This window comes from Streptomyces sp. MNU76 (assembly GCF_020982545.1).
Classification (GTDB): Bacteria; Actinomycetota; Actinomycetes; order Streptomycetales; family Streptomycetaceae; genus Streptomyces.
On record NZ_JAJKLK010000024.1, the window covers coordinates 536,089 to 553,954 of the forward strand.

The following is a 17,866-nucleotide window of genomic DNA, read 5'->3' on the forward strand; positions in this document are numbered from 1 at the left end:
GCGCCCTTCCCTCAGCGCACCCCACTACGCCCCACGACCGTCCCTGCGCGGTCGACGCAGATGACGTCGACCGCGACCGGCGCCCCCCGCAGGACGGACAGCGCCTCCTCACGCGCCGCCGTCGCGACCAGGTCGCCCAGCGGTACCCCGGCCGCCGCGCACAACTGCAGCGCGGCCAGCCCGGTGTTGGCCCCGGCCACCTCCGCGGCCAGCGCCTCGTCCGCGCCGCCCCGCCGCGCGAGGTCCGCGAGGAACCCCTTGTCGACCTGGGAGCGGGCGGAGTGCAGATCGAGATGCCCGGCGGCGAGCTTGGAGAGCTTGGCGAACCCGCCGCAGATGGTCAGCCGGTCCACCGGGTGACGGCGCACGTACTTCAGGACCGCCCCCGCGAAGTCGCCCATGTCCAGCAGCGCGTCCTCCGGCAGCGCGTACTCGGCGACGACCGTCCGCTCCGACGTGGACCCCGTGCACCCGGCGACATGCCTGCGCCCGGCGGCCCGCGCCACGTCCACGCCCCGCCGGATGGAGTCGATCCACGCCGAGCAGGAGTACGGCACGACGATCCCGGTGGTACCGAGGATGGACAGGCCGCCGAGGATGCCGAGACGGGGGTTCCAGGTGGACCGGGCGATCTCCTCGCCGTTGTCCACGGAGACCGTGATCTCGACATCGCCGGTGCCCCCGTGCCGGGCCGCGACCTCGGCGACGTGGTCCCGCATCATCTGCCGGGGCACCGGGTTCACGGCCGGTTCCCCGACGGGCAGGGGCAGACCCGGACGGGTGATCGTGCCGACCCCGGGGCCCGCCCGGAAGACCACCCCGGACCCGGCGGGCAGCGGACGCACCGTGGCCCGGACCAGCGCGCCGTGCGTGACGTCCGGGTCGTCGCCCGCGTCCTTCACGATCCCCGCCATCGCACTGTCGCCGGTCAGCTCCTCGGCCGCGAGCGCGAACGCCGGGGTCTGGCCCTTCGGCAGGGTGATGGTCACCGGGTCCGGGAAGTCGCCGGTCAGCAGCGCGGTGTACGCGGCCGTCGTGGCCGCCGTCGCACAGGCACCGGTCGTCCAGCCGTGCCGCAGACCGGTGTGCTTGAGTTGGGCCGCGCGACCGCCCCGCGCCCCGTCGCCGGTCCCACCGGCATCCCGTACTTCGTCACCGCTCATGAACGGACCCGGACTCCCATGCACGTACTGATACTCGGCGGGACCACGGAGGCCCGCCGCCTGGCCGAACTGCTGCACGCCACCCCGGGCGTCCGGCTGACCAGCTCCCTCGCCGGACGCGTCGCCAGCCCCCGGCTGCCCCCGGGAGAGGTCCGCGTCGGCGGCTTCGGCGGGGCCGAGGGGCTGGCCGCCTGGCTGCGCGAGCACGGGGTGGACGCGTTCATCGACGCCACGCATCCTTTCGCCGGGACCATGAGTTTCCACGCGGCACGGGCGGCCGCCATGACCCATGTTCCCCTGCTCGCGCTGCGCCGGCCCGGCTGGGTGCCGACCGCCGGCGACGACTGGCACGACGTCGGCTCGCTGGCGGAGGCCGCGCGGCTGCTGCCCACGCTCGGGCGGCGGGTGTTCCTCACCACCGGGCGCATGGGCCTGGCCGCGTTCGCCGACCTGGACGACCTGTGGTTCCTCGTACGGTCCGTGGACGCGCCCGAGGCCCCGCACCCGGCCCGGATGGAGGTGCTGCTCGACCGGGGCCCGTTCACCCTCGCGGGGGAGCGGGACCTGCTCGGCCGCCACCACGTCGATGTCGTGGTCACGAAGGGCAGCGGGGGAGCGGCGACCGCGCCGAAGCTCACGGCCGCGAGGGAGGCGGGGCTGCCCGTGGTCGTGGTGCGCCGACCGCCCGTGCCGGAGGACGTGCCCGTGGTGCCGGACCCGGAGACGGCGGCGCATTGGGTCCGGGGGCTCCTCGACGCCCGCCGAGCCGGGCGGGCCGAAGAGCGCCCCGACGGCCGCTGACCCCGCCGGGTCGGCACACGCGTCACCGTGCGGCGACTCCAGGACCGGCGGGCGCCCAGTGCCCTTCGGCCCGGGCACCCGCGGACATGCGTGTGTCTCCGCGCCGGCCCATCCGGCCACCGCCGTCCGAGGCAGCGCCCCGCCCCGCTCATCCCTCCGGATAGCGGCGCGGCGTCCAGACGATCTCCTCGCCGTCTCCGCGCCGGACCGCCCGGGTCTGCGAGGAGCCGACCAGCAGGATCGTGCGCATGTCGACCTCGGCCGGGTCCAGCTCCGCCAGCCGTACGATCCGCACCCGCTCGCCGGGGCCGCCCACGTCGCGGGCGACGACGACCGGGGTGTCCGGCGCTCGGTGCTCCAGCAGCAGTTCGCGCGCCTTGCCCACCTGCCAGGTACGGCTGTGCGAACCGGGGTTGTAGAGGGCGAGCACCAGGTCCGCCGCGGCCGCCGCGCGCAACCGCTCGGCGATGACCTCCCACGGCTTGAGCCGGTCGGAGAGGGAGATCGTGGCGTAGTCGTGGCCGAGCGGGGCGCCCGCGCGGGCGGCGGCCGCGTTGGCGGCGGTCACCCCCGGCAGCACCCGCACCGGCACGTCCGCGTACTCCTCCTGCGAGGCGACCTCCAGCACGGCCGTCGCCATGGCGAAGACCCCCGGGTCGCCCCCGGAGACCACCGCGACCCGCCGCCCGCGCCGGGCCAGGTCGAGGGCGAACTCGGCGCGCTCCGATTCGACCCGGTTGTCCGAGCCGTGCCGCACCTGGCCCGCCCTGCGCGGCACCCGGTCCAGATAGGTGGTGTAGCCCACGAGGTCGTCGGCGCCGGCGAGCGCACCCCGTGTCTCGGGCGTCAGCCACAGCGGACCGGCCGGACCGGTCCCGACCACCACGACCTCGCCCCGCTCCCGGGCCTCGGGCCGTTCGGCGTCGACCTGGCTGGGCAGCACGGCCACCGAGAAGTACGGCACCGACTCCGGGTCCACGTCCGCCAGTTCGGCGAGTCGCTCCCCGGCCATGGTCGCCCGCTCGACATAGCGGGCCTCGCCGAGCCGCCCCGAACTCTCCAGCGCGCTCCGTACCTTGGTGAAGGTCCGGCCCAGCTTCATCACCACGGCCACGTCCGTCGCGGCGAGCCGTGCGGTCAGCTCCTCCTCGGGCAGGGTGCCCGGCAGGATCGTCAGCACCTCCTCGCCCTCGACGAGCGGCGTACCCAGACGGGCGGCGGCGGCCGACACGGACGTGACACCGGGGACGACCTCGGTGTCGTAGCGGTCCACGAGCCGCTTGTGCATGTGCATGTAGGAGCCGTAGAACATCGGGTCGCCCTCGGCGAGGACCGCGACCGTGCGCCCGGCGTCGAGATGTGCGGCCAGGCGGGCCGACGCCTCCTCGTAGAAGTCCTCCATCGCGCCCTTGTAGCCGCCCGGGTGGTCGGTGGTCTCCGTGGTCAGCGGATACATCAGCCGTTCCTCGATGTGGTCGTCGCGCAGGTGCTTCGCGGCGATCGAGCGGGCGATGGAACGGCCGTGCCGGGCGCAGTGATACGCGATCACGTCCGCCTCGGAGATGACCTCGACGGCCCGGACGGTCATCAGGGACGGGTCACCGGGGCCGAGCCCCACCCCGTACAGCTTGCCGCTCACTCTTCCTCACTCGCGATCGCGTTGAGCGCGGCTGCGGCGATGGCGCTCCCGCCACGACGGCCGCGTACGACGAGGTGCTCCAGGCCCGAGGGATGCTCCGCCAGCGCGTCCTTCGACTCGGCCGCGCCGACGAACCCGACGGGCACCCCGATGACGGCGGCGGGCCGGGGCGCGCCCTCGTCGATCATCTCCAGCAGCCGGAACAGCGCGGTGGGCGCGTTGCCGACGGCCACGACCGAGCCCTCCAGCCGGTCCCGCCACAGCTCCAGCGCGGCGGCGCTGCGCGTGGTGCCCAGCTTCGCCGCCAGCTCGGGGACCGCCGGGTCGGAGAGCGTGCACAGCACGTCGTTGTCGGCGGGCAGCCGCTTGCGGGTCACCCCACTGGCGACCATCCGCACGTCGGTGAAGATGGGCGCCCCCGCACGCAGGGCCTCACGGGCGCGGGTCACCACGTCGGGCGTGTACGCCAAGTCCCGTACGAGGTCGACCATTCCGCAGGCGTGGATCATCCGGACCGCGACCTGGCTGACGTCGGCGGGCAGGGCCGCGAGGTCCGCCTCCGCGCGGATGGTGGCGAAGGACTGGCGGTAGATCGCCGGGCCGTCCTTCTCGTAGTCGTAGGTGGTCACGGTGGTCTTCTCGCTGCTCTCGGTCGGCGTACGGGGGTCGTTCGTGCGGGTCGTGCGGGTCGTGCGGGTCGTGCGCGTTGTGTGGGTTGTGTGCGCCATCGGGTCCGTGTCGTGCGGCTTCTCGGTGGTCTAGGGGGTGATCTCCCCCAGGGCGGCGGCGAGTCGGGACGGGTCCCCATGGGGGCGGTGCGCGGGCTTCGGCCGGGGGCGGTGCGGGAGAGCTCGTAGCCGCCGCCCTCCACCGCCACCACGTCGATCCGTTCGCCCCGGGGGTGGCCGCAGCGGCGCTCACAGCCGGACCAGTACAGGGGGAGCCCCGCGCGTCCTGCCGCCGTCAGGTTCTCGGTGGCGTCCGCCCGTACGTCCGCCAGGGACTTCGCGCAGCCGGGCCGTCCGATGCAGGCGCCGACACGCAGCCAGGGGGAGCCCGGATCGGTGACGAGGCCGGTGACCGAGAGCCGGGCGAGCGCGTCGGTCGCCTGCTCCTCGCTCAGGCCCGGTACGGGCACGACGACCCCGCGCCACGGCGTCAGCCGCAGTTCACGGGACGGTGTCGCGGCCGCGAGGGCGCTCAACTCCCGCCACTGGGGAGGGGTGAGACGACCGAGGGGGGCGTGCACGCAGAGGGCGTCGCCGACGGCGCCCGGGACCGGGCCGCCCTCGGCTGCGGCCGTCGTCGTCCCGCTCTCGTCTCGCACCCGGCCCACAGAGTCGACGCCGACGGCGGTCAGCCGGTCCCGGACCCGGTCGAGCAGCCCGTCCTGGAAGGGGAGTTCGGTCACACGCCACACCCGGGCCCCGCTCTCCCGCGCCGCCTCCAGGAAAGTCTCGGCGGCGGTCAGCGCGGCACGGGCCGCGTCCTCGCCGGGGACCGCCAGGCTCTCCCCGGCCGTCCCCAGGCTCAGCAGCGCGCCACCGTCCTCGGTCGCTCGGACGGTCACGTCGGCGTCCAGCGCGGTCACATCGCCGCGCCCGTCGTCGAGCGCGAACAGGAACCGGCCCGACAACCCCCGCGCCGCCTCGCTCGCGCACAACGCGGTGTCGAGGGCGGACAGCCAGGGCCGTACGTCGCGCAGACCGCGTCCGTCGAGACCGGACAGGGGCGAGGCGACGATGTTGCGCACGCGTTCGTGCCCGGCGGACGGCAACAGTCCGGCCGCGTCCAGCGACTCGGCCAGCTCGCCCCCGCAGCCGTCGGCCAGCCCACGCAACTGGACGTTGCCGCGGGAAGTGAGGTGAAGATCACCGTCGCCGAGCCGTAGCGACGCCTCCGCGAGCGCCTCGGCCTGGCGGACGCCCAGCACACCGCCGGGCACCCGGACCCGGGCCAGCGCCCCGTCGTCCGCCGTATGCAGCCGCAGCGTCCCCGGGCAGGCGTCGCCACGGTCCCGTGTGACCGCTGTGGCCTGGGACGATGAACGCAGGGGAGGCGTGGACATGGCGGCGAGCATACCCACCGGCACAACGGACGTATCCTCCGCCCTTTTGAGGCGACCCTTACTATGCTGATCGGTGGATCATCCGATCCATCGACGCCACCCACGGCGCTAGGGTCTGTCGTCACATTCCCTAGGGGAGGAAGCCCGGTGTGAGTCCGGCGCGGTCCCGCCACTGTGAGCCCGTCCCAGGAGGGTCGGGCGAGTCAGGAACTCCCTTCCCCGTACCGCTCGGTCCGCCCGGGCCGGGGAGACTTCGATCCGACACCGCCCGGGGCGCGGACCCCGAGGAAGGCCAGCAGCCGCATGCAGCCATCGTCCGGGGAGCGCTCCGCGCAGCCCCGCATCCTGCTCCTGTCGACCTCCGACACCGACCTGCTCAGCGCCCGCGCGGCCGCCGGCCCGGTCCCCTACCGCTTCGCCAACCCCTCCCGCCTCGCGCTGGAGGACCTCCCCGTGCTCCTCGACGGCACCGACCTGGTCGTCGTACGCCTGCTCGGTGGCATCCGTGCCTGGCAGGACGGCCTCGACCTGCTGCTCGCCGACGGTCGCCCGGTCGTCGTCCTCACCGGTGAACAGGCCCCCGACGCCCAGCTGATGGCCGCCTCCACCGTCCCCGTCGGCATCGCCGCGGAGGCCCACGCCTATCTCGCGCACGGCGGCCCCGCCAACCTGGAGCAGCTGGCCCGCTTCCTCTCCGACACGGTCCTGCTCACCGGCCACGGCTTCGACGCGCCCGCGCCCGCGCCCTCCTGGGGCCCGCTGGAGCGCACCGCCCGCGCCACCGCCGACGGCCCGACCGTCGCCGTGCTCTACTACCGCGCCCACCACATGAGCGGCAACACCGCCTTCGTGGACGCCCTGTGCGGGGCGATCGAGGACAAGGGCGCCCGCGCGCTCCCGCTCTACGTGGCGTCGCTGCGGGCCCCCGAACCCGAGCTGATCGAGGAACTCCGCGCCGCCGACGCCATCGTGACCACCGTCCTCGCCGCGGGCGGCACCAAGCCCGCCGAGGCCTCGGCGGGCGGCGACGACGAGTCCTGGGACGCGGGCGCCCTGACCGGCCTCGACGTGCCGATCCTCCAGGCCCTGTGCCTGACAGGCTCGCGGTCCGTCTGGGAGGAGAACGACGAGGGCGTCTCCCCGCTCGACGCGGCCAGCCAGATCGCCGTCCCCGAGTTCGACGGCCGCCTGATCACCGTTCCGTTCTCCTTCAAGGAGATCGACGAGGACGGCCTCCCGGCCTACGTCCCCGACCCCGAGCGCGCCGCCCGCGTCGCCGGGATCGCCGTACGCCACGCGCGCCTGCGCCACATCGCAGGCGCCGACAAGCGCCTCGCGCTCGTCCTCTCCGCCTACCCGACCAAGCACTCCCGCATCGGCAACGCGGTCGGCCTCGACACCCCCGCCAGCGCCGTCGCCCTGCTGCGCCGACTGCGCGAGGAGGGCTACGACTTCGGGACCGACGCCGAGGTGCCGGGCCTGGCCTCCGGCGACGGCGACGAGCTGATCCGCGCGCTGATCGAGGCGGGCGGCCACGACCAGGACTGGCTGACCGAGGAGCAGTTGGCCCGCAACCCGGTCCGTATCCCGGCCGCCGACTACCGCCGCTGGTACGCCGAACTCCCCGAGGAACTGCGCACGGCCGTCGAGGAGCACTGGGGGCCGGCGCCCGGCGAGATGTTCGTCGACCGCAGCGCCAACCCGGAGGGCGACATCGTCCTCGCGGCGCTGCGCTTCGGCAATCTGCTGATCCTCATCCAGCCGCCGCGCGGCTTCGGCGAGAACCCGATCGCGATCTACCACGACCCGGACCTCCCGCCCTCGCACCACTACCTCGCCGCCTACCGCTGGATCGCGGCCCGCGCCGACGACGGTGGCTTCGGCGCCGACGCGATGATCCACCTCGGCAAGCACGGCAACCTGGAATGGCTGCCCGGCAAGAACGCGGGCCTCTCGGCGGCCTGCGGCCCGGACGCCGCTCTGGGAGACCTGCCCCTGGTCTATCCCTTCCTGGTCAACGACCCGGGCGAGGGCACCCAGGCAAAGCGCCGCGTCCACGCCACGCTCGTCGACCACCTCGTGCCGCCGATGGCCCGCGCCGACTCCTACGGCGACATCGCGCGCCTGGAGCAACTCCTCGACGAGTACGCCCAGATCTCCTCCATGGACCCGGCGAAGCTCCCCGCGATCCGCGCCCAGATCTGGACCCTCATCCAGGCCGCCAAGCTCGACCACGACCTGGGCCTGAACGACCGCCCCGAGGACGACGGCTTCGACGACTTCCTGCTGCACGTCGACGGCTGGCTGTGCGAGGTCAAGGACGCCCAGATCCGCGACGGCCTGCACGTCCTCGGCACCCCGCCGGGCGGTGCCGACCGCGTCAACCTGGTCCTCGCCATCCTGCGCGCCCGCCAGATCTGGGGCGGCACCCAGGCTCTGCCCGGCCTGCGCGAGGCACTCGGCCTCGACGAGTCCGCCGCGACCCGCACCACCGCCGACGAGGCGGAGGCGAAGGCCCGCGCCCTGGTCGAGCGGATGGAGGAGCTGGGCTGGGACCCGGACTCCGTACCGGACGAGCACGGTGAACAGGTCACGGCCATCCTGGAGTTCGCCGCCCGCGAGGTCGTGCCCCGGCTCGCGGCGACCACGGCCGAACTCGACCACACCGTCCACGCCCTCGACGGCGGCTTCGTCCCGGCCGGCCCCTCGGGCTCCCCGCTCCGCGGCCTGGTCAACGTCCTGCCGACCGGCCGGAACTTCTACTCCGTCGACCCCAAGGCCGTCCCCTCCCGCCTCGCCTGGGAGACCGGCCAGGCCCTCGCCGACTCCCTGCTGGAGCGCTACCGCGCCGACAACGGCGAATGGCCCACCTCCGTCGGCCTCTCGCTGTGGGGCACCAGCGCCATGCGCACGGCCGGCGACGACGTGGCCGAGGCCCTCGCCCTGCTCGGCGTCCGCCCGGTCTGGGACGACGCCTCGCGCCGGGTGACCGGACTGGAGGCCGTCCCGGCCGAGGAGTTGGGCCGTCCCCGGGTCGACGTCACCCTGCGCATCTCGGGCTTCTTCCGCGACGCGTTCCCGCACACCATCGGCCTGCTGGACGACGCCGTACGGCTGGCCGCGTCGCTCGACGAGCCGGCCCAGGTCAACCACGTCCGGGCCCACGTCCAGGCCGACCTGGCGGCCCACGGGGACGAACGCCGGGCCACCACCCGGATCTTCGGCTCCCGCCCCGGCACGTACGGCGCCGGACTGCTCCAGCTCATCGACTCCCGGGACTGGCGCACCGACGCGGACCTCGCCGAGGTCTACACGGTCTGGGGCGGCTACGCCTACGGCCGGGAGCTGGACGGCCGCCCGGCCCGCGAGGAGATGGAGACGGCGTACAAGCGGATCGAGGTGGCCGCGAAGAACACGGACACCCGCGAGCACGACATCGCCGACTCCGACGACTACTTCCAGTACCACGGAGGCATGGTGGCCACGGTCCGCGCGCTGCGCGGCACGGCCCCCGAGGCGTACATCGGCGATTCCACCCGCCCGGAGACGGTCCGCACCCGCACCCTGGTGGAGGAGACGTCCCGGGTCTTCCGGGCCCGCGTCGTCAACCCCAAGTGGATCGAGGCGATGCGCCGCCACGGCTACAAGGGTGCCTTCGAACTCGCCGCCACCGTCGACTACCTGTTCGGCTACGACGCCACCACGGGTGTGATCGCCGACTGGATGTACGACAAGCTCACCGAGACCTACGTCCTGGACGAGACCAACCGAGAGTTCCTCCAGCAGGCCAACCCCTGGGCCCTGCACGGCATCGCCGAGCGGCTCCTGGAGGCGGAGTCGCGCGGGATGTGGGAGAAGCCCGACCCGGCGGTGCTGGAGGCGCTGCGCCAGGTGTACCTGGAGACGGAGGGCGACCTGGAGGGCGGCGACAGCTGACGACGGCGCGGGGGTGCGGGGCGGTCCACCGCGCCCCGCACCTGTGCCTCGGCAGTCTGCTGGCCCGTACCGAGATCCGCATCATGTTCGAGGAGCTGATCCCACGCCTCGCCGACTGCCGGTCGAGGTGACCTTCGCCTGGGCGTCGGCGGTACCCCAGCTCCTTGGTGATGCGGTCCCGCATGAACGCGGACGACTCCTTCGCCCGCGTCCCGGTCCACCTCGCCCTGGCCGATGTCCAGGTGCTGGTGGATCGGCGCGCGGTGCGGTGCGTGGTCACCCACCCGACCGGAGCGGGCACAGGATGTCGGGTGGGGCGGGGTGGCCGCTTCCTAGCGTGGTGGTCGAAAGGAAGGAGGCCGGGGTGCTGGAGCGGCTCAACCAGGCCATGGAGCACATCGAACGCCATCTCGATCAGCCGATCGAGGTGGCGGACCTGGCACGGATCGCGGTGACGTCGGAGTACCACCTGCGGCGGCTCTTCTCGGCGCTCGCGGGCATGCCGCTGTCGGAGTACGTCCGACGGCGGCGGCTGACCGTGGCCGGTGCCGAGGTGCTGGCCGACGAGCGGACGCTGCTGGAGATCGCGGTGCGCTACGGCTACGGCTCCGGAGAGGCGTTCGCACGGGCGTTCCGCGCCCTGCACGGCGTCGGCCCCGGGGAGGCCCGGCGGACCGGTGCGAGCCTGCGGTCGCAGCCCCGGATGTCCTTCCGTCTCGTCGTCGAAGGGAGCAGCAGCATGCGATACCGAGTCATGGAGAAGGAGGAGTTCCGGGTGGTCGGGAGGAAGGCCCGGGTCCCGCTCGTGCACGAGGGGATGAACCCGGCGATCGCCGACTTCATCCGGGGCCTCGGAAAGGAGACGCTCGACCGGATCGAGAGCCTGTCCGACCAGGAGCCGAGGGGGATCGTCGCGATCAGCGACAATCTCGACGCCAGTCGTGCCGAGGGCACCGAGCTCGACTACTTCCACGGGGCGGTGACGCGAGCCGCCGCCCCCGAGGACATGGACGAGCTCGTCGTCCCGGCCGGCACCTGGGCGGTCTTCGAGAACTCCGGGCCCTTCCCGCAGGCGCTGCAGCATCTGTGGCGGGACGTGTTCACCCAGTGGTTCCCGTCCACCCCGTACCGGAGCCGTCCGGGCCCCGAGATCCTGCGGACCAGGCTCTCGCCCGACGCGGCGCGGGCCGACGCGGAGCTGTGGATCCCGGTGGAGCGGGCCTCCCTCTGAGCGCCGGCGCGCGGCGACTTCACGCCGTCGTGCGCCCGCCCCCGCCTCTCGTCCGCCGGTGGCATGGAACGCCGTCGACCTGAGATGGGGCCACGAGGCGATCGTCGTGGGGCGGGCCTCGGCGGACTCGCGGGCACGCTGGACACGGCCCGCGCGCAGAAGGTGCTCGCGGGAGAGCCGCCCTTCGTGGAGGAGGAGGCGGACGTGGCGGACCACTGGGCGTCGGGCATGGCTCCACGCGAGGCCGTGGTCGGACTCCGCGGACCCGTCGAGGCGCCGGCCGAGCCGGGCAAGGACCGGCCCGCGCGGGCGACTTGAGCGACCTGGGCGGCGGGCCCCGGTCGGTCCTCCCCGTCCGTCGGAGCGCCACCGCCTAGGGGGTGTTTCGAAAGTCCCGCACAGCACCCACGGCGCCCGGCACGCACTCTCGCCGCACCGGCCGAAACCCCAAGTACGTCCAGTACGAGGGCTTTCGTCCGGCACGCCGAGAGCACGCACCGGACACCGCGGGCACCGCACAGGACTTTCGAAACACCCCCTAGTAGTGCGTCGCTGCTTAGTTGTGGCGTGTCTGGTTGGGAGGCTGGTGTCTGGTGGGTTCCTCCTTCCCTTTTGCCGGACAGGACTGTCGTCATGGGTTCACAGAAGAAGCGGCCGGTCAGGTTGACACCGCAGGATCGTGAGGAGTTGGTCCGGGTGACCACCACGGGTGTTCGTGGGGCCTCGATGATCATGCGTGCGCGTGTACTGCTAGCACTGGACACCTCGGTGGGAGACGTGGATCCCAAGGCGGTGATCGCGGCCCGGCTCGGCGTCTCCGGTGAGACGTTACGGCTGGTCGCCAAGCGTTTCGCCGAGACCGGTGGCGATGTGCACGCCACGATCGCGCGGAAGAAGCGCGACCTCCCACCGGTGCCCTCGCCGGTGACCGGCGAGGTCGAAGCCCGGCTGATCGCGATGGCGTGCTCACAGCCACCCCAGGGCCATACCCGGTGGTCGCTGCGGCTGCTGGAGAAACATGTCGCGCTGGCCGAGGACATCCCCGATCTGGACCACTCCACCATCGGGCGGGTCTTAAAAAAACGGAACTGCGCCCTCACCTGAGAAAGTGCTGGACCATCCCACCCCGGGCGAACGCGGAGTTCGCGGCCCGGATGGAAGACGTGCTGGCCGTCTATGCCCGGCCCTACGACCCGGCACGTCCGGTGGTGTGCATGGACGAGAAGCCCTACCAGCTCCTCGGCGATGCCCGCGACCCACTCCCGGCCCGCCCTGGTCACGACGCCCGCCAGGACAGCGAGTACATCCGCTGCGGCACGTCCTCGATCTTCGTGTGGGTCGAACCCCTGCGCGGGTGGCGTCGCGTTCAGGCACTGTCCCGGCGGACCCGGATCGACTGGGTAAGCCAGGTCAAACAGTTACTGAGCGTGGACTACCCCGACGCCGAGACCGTGGTGCTGGTGATGGACAACCTCAACACCCACAACATCGCCTCGTTGTACGAGGCGTTCGAACCCGAAGAGGCATTCGCCCTGGCCCAACGCCTCGAGATCCACCACACGCCCAAGCACGGGTCATGGCTCAACATCGCCGAGATCGAACTCTCCGCACTGACCCGGCAATGCCTCGACCGCCGGATCAGCGACCTCGACACCCTCAACACCGAACTCTCAGCCTGGCAGAACGCCACCAACACCGACCAGCGTCAGGTGAACTGGCAGTTCACCACCCACGACGCACGCATCAAACTGCGCCACCTCTATCCCAAAAACTAGCCGCGACAGTCTACTAGTAGGGCTCCGTTACGTCTGTCTGTCGGTCCTGTTTGGGGGAACGCTGAAGGTGTGGACGCACATGAAGTGAACCGGGCTCGGGCGACGTTGGCGTTATTCGTGGCTGACGTGTTCGCGTCGGTGCCGCGTAAGGATCAGCGGGCGAAGGGCGACTGCTACCTGCGGGGACTGATGCTGGACGGACGGCGGAAGTCGATCCAGCCGATGGCGGAACGGCTGCCCGACGGCAACGAGCAGAACCTGCAGCAGTTCGTGAACCAGTCGACGTGGGATCCGGTGCCGGTGCGGCGGCGGATCGCCCAGCGGATGGTGCCGAGAATCGGCCCGGAGGCGTGGGCGGTCGATGACGTGTCGTTCCCCAAAGGACGGGAAGATGTCGGTGGCGGTCGCGCGCCAGTACTGCGGGGCGCTGGGCAAGCGGGCCAACTGCCAGGTCGCGGTGAGTGTGCACGCGGTCTCCGACACCGCGTCCTGTCCGCTGCAGTGGCGGCTGTTCGTGCCCGAGGAGTGGGCGGACGATGCGGTGCGGCGGCAGAAGACCGGGATACCGCAGGAGGTCGGGCACCGGGAGAAGTGGCGTCTGGCCCTGGACATCCTCGACGAGCTGGCCGGGTGGGGTCTGGTGCCGCCGGTGCTGGTCGCCGACGCCGGCTACGGGCAGAACGCCGACTTCCGCGACGGTCTGAGCGAGCGGGGCATCGGCTATGTCGTGGCGGTCCGTTCGGACGTGACGGTCCACCCGCACGACGTGCGGCCCACCGCCCCGGCCTGGTCCGGGAACGGTCGCAGGCCGCAGCCCCGCTACCGGGACAAGCCGTCCTCGGTGGCAGCGCTGGCTCAGGAGCACGGACGGCAGGCGTTCACCGAGGTGACCTGGCGTGAAGGCTCCCGCGGGCCGATGCACTCACGCTTTCTGGCGCTGCGGGTGCGGCCGGCCGGGGTGAGGGCCCGCCGTCTGGCCCAAGCCGCCGCCACTGCCGAGCACGGCCACTGGGACGGTGTCCTGCCCGAGGTGACGCTGCTGGTCGAATGGCCCCAGGACGCCGAAGCACCCACCGACTACTGGCTGTCCAACCTGCCCGCCGACACACCGATCACCGAACTGGTCCGCCTGTCCAAGATCCGCTGGCGCATCGAGCACGATTACCGGGAACTCAAGCACGGCCTCGGCCTGGACCACTTCGAGGGCCGCTCCTGGAACGGCTGGCACCACCACGTCACCCTGGTCACCGCCGCCCACGCCTTCCTCACCGAACAGCGCCTGTCCCCAAAAGCCGATACAGCGGACTCACCCTCTACCAGATCCTCGACGCCATCCAGGACCTGCTGAACTGCTGGACCGGCACCTGCACCACCTGCCACCGCCCGCTGCCCAGAACATCCACCACCAGCCAGAACCCAAGAGCCAGAGCAACCTAACGGAGCCCTACTAGAAGGCTCATGAAGATCTTGGGTTTTGGCCCTGCCGCGTCAGCGGCAGGGCCAGACTCGTCTTGTGGCGATGGGCGAGTGGGTCGGCGAGACCGTCGGGCCGGACGTGTGGGAAACCTGCCGGGATCTGATCCCGGCCGGGAGCGTGTTCGCGTTCCTGGCCGAGCATCGCGGCGAGTTGTTCCCGGCTGAGATGTTCGCGGACATGTACCCGTCGGTGAACGGACGGCCGAGCATGCCGCCACAAATCCTGGCCGCCGCGATCACCTTGCAGGCCCTGCACGGGCTGTCGGACTTCGAGACGGTCCAGGAACTGCGGTGCGACCTGCGCTGGAAGGCCGCATGCGGCCTGGGACTTCACGACATGGCATTCGACCCGTCGCTGCTGGCCTACTTCCGCCGCCGGCCGCTCCGCCCGCCCGAACCGGATCTTCGACGCCGTGCGCGAGGTCGTGAAAGCCACCGGCGTCCTCAAGGGCAAGCACCGCCGGGCACTGGACTCCACCGTGCTGGACGACGCGGTCGCCACCCAGGACACCGTCACCCAGATCATCGCCGCCGTCCGCGCGGTGATCCGCGAGGTCCCCGGCGCCGACGCAGTCGCCGCTGCCCAGTGCACCGCGCACGACTACACCGACCCCGGCAAGCCCCGCATCGCCTGGAACGACGAGCAGGCCCGCGCCGAACTGGTCGACGCCCTGGTCACAGACGCTGCGGCTGCTGGGCCACCTGCCCGAACAGCAACTCTCGGAGAAAGCCGCGAACGCGGTGGGCATTCTGGCCCTGGTCGTAAGCCGGGACGTCGAGCCCGCCGAGGACTCCGACGGCCGCGACGGACGCTGGCGCATCACCCGGGGCACCGCCCCAACCGGATGGTCTCCACCACCGATCCAGAAGCCCGGCACGTCCACAAGACGCGCAGCCACCAGCAGGACGGCTTCAAGGCCCACCTGGCCATCGAGCCCGAGACCGGCTTATACACCGCGGTCGCCCTGCGGCCCGGCTCCGGAGCCGAACACCACGAGGCCGCCGTCGGTCTGGACCTGCTTGCCGACGAGGACAACCCGCTGGACGTCTTCGGCGACACCGCCTACTCCACCGGCGATGTCCGCCAGACCCTCCACGGGCCGGGCACCAGCTGTTCCTCAAACCCGCCCGCTGCGGCCTGCCGTCCCCGGCGGCTTCACCCTCGACGACTTCGCCATCGACACCGAAACGGCCGTCGTGACCTGCCCGGCCGGACACACCGTCGCCCTGTCCGACCCCGGCGGGCAGGCACCACCAACGCAAAGCCTCTTTCGGGGACCTATGCGCCGGATGCCACCTGCGCGAGCGGTGCACCAAAGCCAGGGCCGGACGCATCCTGACCATCCGGCCCCACCACAACCTCCAGACAGCCGCTCGCCGCCAGGCCGCCACCGACCCCGGCTGGCGGGCCGACTACCGCCGCTGGCGGCCCGGTCGAACGCGCCGTCGCCTGGCTCGTCCACCACGGCAACCGGCGCCTGCGCTACCGCGGCACCATCAAGAACGACACCTGGCTCCACACCCGAGCCGCCGCCCTCAACCTCCGCCGACTGATCAACCTCGGACTCACCCACACCAGTGGCACCTGGCACATCGCACCGGCCACTACATGACCACAGGGGTTGTCCGGCCTGGCGGCCGGACAACCCTCACCAAGATCTTCATCGAACTTCTAGTAGGGCTCCGTTACGTCTGTCTGTCGGTCCTGTTTGGGGGAACGCTGAAGGTGTGGACGCACATGAAGTGAACCGGGCTCGGGCGACGTTGGCGTTATTCGTGGCTGACGTGTTCGCGTCGGTGCCGCGTAAGGATCAGCGGGCGAAGGGCGACTGCTACCTGCGGGGACTGATGCTGGACGGACGGCGGAAGTCGATCCAGCCGATGGCGGAACGGCTGCCCGACGGCAACGAGCAGAACCTGCAGCAGTTCGTGAACCAGTCGACGTGGGATCCGGTGCCGGTGCGGCGGCGGATCGCCCAGCGGATGGTGCCGAGAATCGGCCCGGAGGCGTGGGCGGTCGATGACGTGTCGTTCCCCAAGGACGGGAAGATGTCGGTGGCGGTCGCGCGCCAGTACTGCGGGGCGCTGGGCAAGCGGGCCAACTGCCAGGTCGCGGTGAGTGTGCACGCGGTCTCCGACACCGCGTCCTGTCCGCTGCAGTGGCGGCTGTTCGTGCCCGAGGAGAGTGGGCGGACGATGCGGTGCGGCGGCAGAAGACCGGGATACCGCAGGAGGTCGGGCACCGGGAGAAGTGGCGTCTGGCCCTGGACATCCTCGATGAGCTGGCCGGGTGGGGTCTGGTGCCGCCGGTGGTGGTGGCCGACGCCGGCTACGGGCAGAACGCCGACTTCCGCGACGGTCTGAGCGAGCGGGGCATCGGCTATGTCGTGGCGGTCCGTTCGGACGTGACGGTCCACCCGCACGACGTGCGGCCCACCGCCCGGCCTGGTCCGGGAACGGTCGCAGGCCGCAGCCCGCTACCGGGACAAGCCGTCCTCGGTGGCAGCGCTGGCTCAGGAGCACGGACGGCAGGCGTTCACCGAGGTGACCTGGCGTGAAGGCTCCCGCGGGCCGATGCACTCACGCTTTCTGGCGCTGCGGGTGCGGTAGGCCGGGGTGAGGGCCGCCGTCTGGCCCAAGCCGCCGCCACTGCCGAGCACGGCCACTGGGACGGTGTCCTGCCCGAGGTGACGCTGCTGGTCGAATGGCCCCAGGACGCCGAAGCACCCACCGACTACTGGCTGTCCAACCTGCCCGCCGACACACCGATCACCGAACTGGTCCGCCTGTCCAAGATCCGCTGGCGCATCGAGCACGATTACCGGGAACTCAAGCACGGCCTCGGCCTGGACCACTTCGAGGGCCGCTCCTGGAACGGCTGGCACCACCACGTCACCCTGGTCACCGCCGCCCACGCCTTCCTCACCGAACAGCGCCTGTCCCCAAAGCCGATACAGCGGACTCACCCTCTACCAGATCCTCGACGCCATCCAGGACCTGCTGAACTGCTGGACCGGCACCTGCACCACCTGCCACCGCCCGCTGCCCAGAACATCCACCACCAGCCAGAACCCAAGGCCAGAGCAACCTAACGGGCCTACTAGTAGTGCGTCGCTGCTTAGTTGTGGCGTGTCTGGTTGGGAGGCTGGTGTCTGGTGGGTTCCTCCTTCCCTTTTGCCGGACAGGACTGTCGTCATGGGTTCACAGAAGAAGCGGCCGGTCAGGTTGACACCGCAGGATCGTGAGGAGTTGGTCCGGGTGACCACCACGGGTGTTCGTGGGGCCTCGATGATCATGCGTGCGCGTGTACTGCTAGCACTGGACACCTCGGTGGGAGACGTGGATCCCAAGGCGGTGATCGCGGCCCGGCTCGGCGTCTCCGGTGAGACGTTACGGCTGGTCGCCAAGCGTTTCGCCGAGACCGGTGGCGATGTGCACGCCACGATCGCGCGGAAGAAGCGCGACCTCCCACCGGTGCCCTCGCCGGTGACCGGCGAGGTCGAAGCCCGGCTGATCGCGATGGCGTGCTCACAGCCACCCCAGGGCCATACCCGGTGGTCGCTGCGGCTGCTGGAGAAACATGTCGCGCTGGCCGAGGACATCCCCGATCTGGACCACTCCACCATCGGGCGGGTCTTAAAAAAACGGAACTGCGCCCTCACCTGAGAAAGTGCTGGACCATCCCACCCCGGGCGAACGCGGAGTTCGCGGCCCGGATGGAAGACGTGCTGGCCGTCTATGCCCGGCCCTACGACCCGGCACGTCCGGTGGTGTGCA

General features: G+C 71.8%; 11 protein-coding genes, 3 pseudogenes and 1 riboswitch. Of the genes and pseudogenes, 10 read left to right on the forward strand and 4 right to left on the reverse strand.

The window, feature by feature from the left end; all coding sequences use genetic code 11:
- Positions 1–11: 11 nt before the first annotated feature.
- Positions 12–1,163 carry a cobalt-precorrin-5B (C(1))-methyltransferase gene (locus E4N62_RS40650; protein ID WP_230222837.1) on the reverse strand — a complete coding sequence of 384 codons (1,152 nt, stop codon included), beginning with the start codon at positions 1,161–1,163 and terminating at the stop codon, positions 12–14.
- An 18-nt stretch (positions 1,164–1,181) separates the two neighbouring features.
- Here E4N62_RS40650 and E4N62_RS40655 point away from each other — a divergent pair, with 18 nt between their 5' ends.
- On the forward strand, positions 1,182–1,964 hold the full coding sequence (locus E4N62_RS40655; RefSeq protein WP_230222839.1) for a cobalt-precorrin-6A reductase: 783 nt from the start codon (positions 1,182–1,184) through the stop codon (positions 1,962–1,964).
- 148 nt (positions 1,965–2,112) lie between these two features.
- On the opposite strand, the gene E4N62_RS40660 is transcribed toward E4N62_RS40655, so the two are convergent.
- Genes E4N62_RS40660 through cobG form a run of 3 tightly spaced genes read right to left on the reverse strand, consistent with a single transcriptional unit; the run spans position 2,113 to position 5,671 of the window.
- Positions 2,113–3,603 carry a precorrin-2 C(20)-methyltransferase gene (locus E4N62_RS40660; protein ID WP_230222841.1) on the reverse strand — a complete coding sequence of 497 codons (1,491 nt, stop codon included), beginning with the start codon at positions 3,601–3,603 and terminating at the stop codon, positions 2,113–2,115.
- Positions 3,600–4,232 (reverse strand): precorrin-8X methylmutase, encoded by a 633-nt coding sequence (locus E4N62_RS40665; RefSeq protein WP_230222843.1) that lies wholly within the window; start codon positions 4,230–4,232, stop codon positions 3,600–3,602. Before E4N62_RS40665 ends, E4N62_RS40660 begins: the two co-directional genes overlap by 4 nt.
- The gene (gene cobG, locus E4N62_RS40670) at positions 4,229–5,671 is read right to left on the reverse strand and encodes a precorrin-3B synthase (RefSeq protein WP_230222845.1); all 1,443 of its coding nucleotides are present in this window, start codon (positions 5,669–5,671) and stop codon (positions 4,229–4,231) included. The genes E4N62_RS40665 and cobG overlap by 4 nt, the downstream gene beginning before the upstream one ends.
- A gap of 92 nt (positions 5,672–5,763) precedes the next feature.
- A riboswitch (cobalamin riboswitch) is annotated at positions 5,764–5,905 on the forward strand.
- 69 nt (positions 5,906–5,974) lie between these two features.
- On the opposite strand from cobG, the gene cobN reads away from it, so the two are divergent.
- The 9 genes and pseudogenes from cobN (at position 5,975) to E4N62_RS40715 (ending at position 17,755) form a co-directional block, all read left to right on the forward strand.
- Positions 5,975–9,607, forward strand: a complete 3,633-nt coding sequence (gene cobN, locus E4N62_RS40675) for a cobaltochelatase subunit CobN (protein ID WP_230222847.1) — start codon at positions 5,975–5,977, stop codon at positions 9,605–9,607.
- Positions 9,608–9,971: 364 nt separating this feature from the next.
- Entirely contained in the window at positions 9,972–10,838 is an 867-nt protein-coding gene (locus tag E4N62_RS40680; protein WP_230222899.1) for an AraC family transcriptional regulator, read from the forward strand.
- Between the two features lie 84 nt (positions 10,839–10,922).
- Positions 10,923–11,156: a hypothetical protein gene (locus E4N62_RS40685; RefSeq protein WP_230222849.1), complete on the forward strand. Its 234-nt coding sequence runs from the start codon at positions 10,923–10,925 to the stop codon at positions 11,154–11,156.
- A 315-nt stretch (positions 11,157–11,471) separates the two neighbouring features.
- Positions 11,472–11,942, forward strand: coding sequence for a helix-turn-helix domain-containing protein (locus tag E4N62_RS40690; RefSeq protein WP_230211441.1), 471 nt, complete (start codon positions 11,472–11,474; stop codon positions 11,940–11,942).
- A complete protein-coding gene (locus tag E4N62_RS40695) occupies positions 11,831–12,613 on the forward strand; it encodes an IS630 family transposase (RefSeq protein ID WP_230220958.1) in 783 nt (260 codons plus the stop codon). Before E4N62_RS40690 ends, E4N62_RS40695 begins: the two co-directional genes overlap by 112 nt.
- A gap of 69 nt (positions 12,614–12,682) precedes the next feature.
- Positions 12,683–13,961, forward strand: a pseudogene (locus E4N62_RS40700) (IS701 family transposase).
- Positions 13,962–14,132: 171 nt separating this feature from the next.
- Positions 14,133–15,702 (forward strand): annotated as a pseudogene (locus E4N62_RS40705) (IS1182 family transposase).
- Between the two features lie 115 nt (positions 15,703–15,817).
- A pseudogene (locus tag E4N62_RS40710) lies at positions 15,818–17,093 on the forward strand (IS701 family transposase).
- Positions 17,094–17,284: 191 nt separating this feature from the next.
- Positions 17,285–17,755, forward strand: coding sequence for a helix-turn-helix domain-containing protein (locus E4N62_RS40715; RefSeq protein WP_230211441.1), 471 nt, complete (start codon positions 17,285–17,287; stop codon positions 17,753–17,755).
- Positions 17,756–17,866: the final 111 nt, after the last annotated feature.